The organism is Paenibacillus sp. OT2-17 (assembly GCF_009827695.1).
Lineage (GTDB): Bacteria > Bacillota > Bacilli > Paenibacillales > Paenibacillaceae > Paenibacillus > Paenibacillus polymyxa_B.
The window spans coordinates 1-801 of sequence record NZ_WUDQ01000955.1 but is presented as its reverse complement, the minus strand read 5'-3'; the positions used below and the strand labels follow the sequence as shown (position 1 = coordinate 801).

General features: G+C 47.2%; 1 pseudogene. It reads left to right on the top strand.

Features of this window, described 5'->3' with window-relative positions:
• Positions 1-801 (top strand): annotated as a pseudogene (locus GRP75_RS28430) (AMP-binding protein); the annotation flags it as partial.

Genomic DNA, 801 nt, shown 5'->3' with positions numbered 1-801 from the left:
GTAGTTGATCTCGCTACCTTGCCACTCCAGCCCGAGATGGATTCGAACAAGCAGTATATCTCCTCATATGAGCCTGGCTCTTTGGCGTATGTCATTTATACATCGGGTACCACAGGTAAGCCCAAAGGCGTTATGGTTGAACATCAACAATATGTCAACACCGCACTTGGTTACAGACACAGCCAAGGATTTAAAGATTTCCCTGTTAAGCTACTGCAAATTGCCAGCATGTCGTTTGATGTGTTTGCATGCGATTTGGCCAAGGCATTTGTCAATGGAGGTACCTTGGTCATTTGTCCTGAAAACGTGAGAAATGATCCAGCTACCCTGGCTACACTGTTGGAGCAGCAGGAGATTACTACGTTTGAGACGCCTCCTGTGCTTTTATCTCTGCTATTGAATTACATCTATGAGCATGGTACAAATATCAGTTCCCTAAAGCTGCTTACTACTGGAGCAGATAGCTTGGCTGTTGCAGATTAACGTAAGATGTTGACCCGTTTTGGCAGCAAGATGCGGATCATTAATACGTATGGAGTTACCGAAGCCGCAATCGAATCTAGCTTTTATGAGGACGAGCTGGAAAAATTGCCTCTGTCCGGTATTGTCCCTATCGGCAGAGCTCTACCGAATCATAAGTTATATATTGTTGATGACAAGATGCGTCCGGTCCCTGTCGGTGTAACGGGCGAGCTGTGTATTGGTGGAGCTTCTGTAGCGCGGGGATATCTGAACAGACCGGAGCTTTCGGCGGAGAAGTTCGTGTCTGATCCGTTCTCGCCCGGTGGACGCTTGTATCGT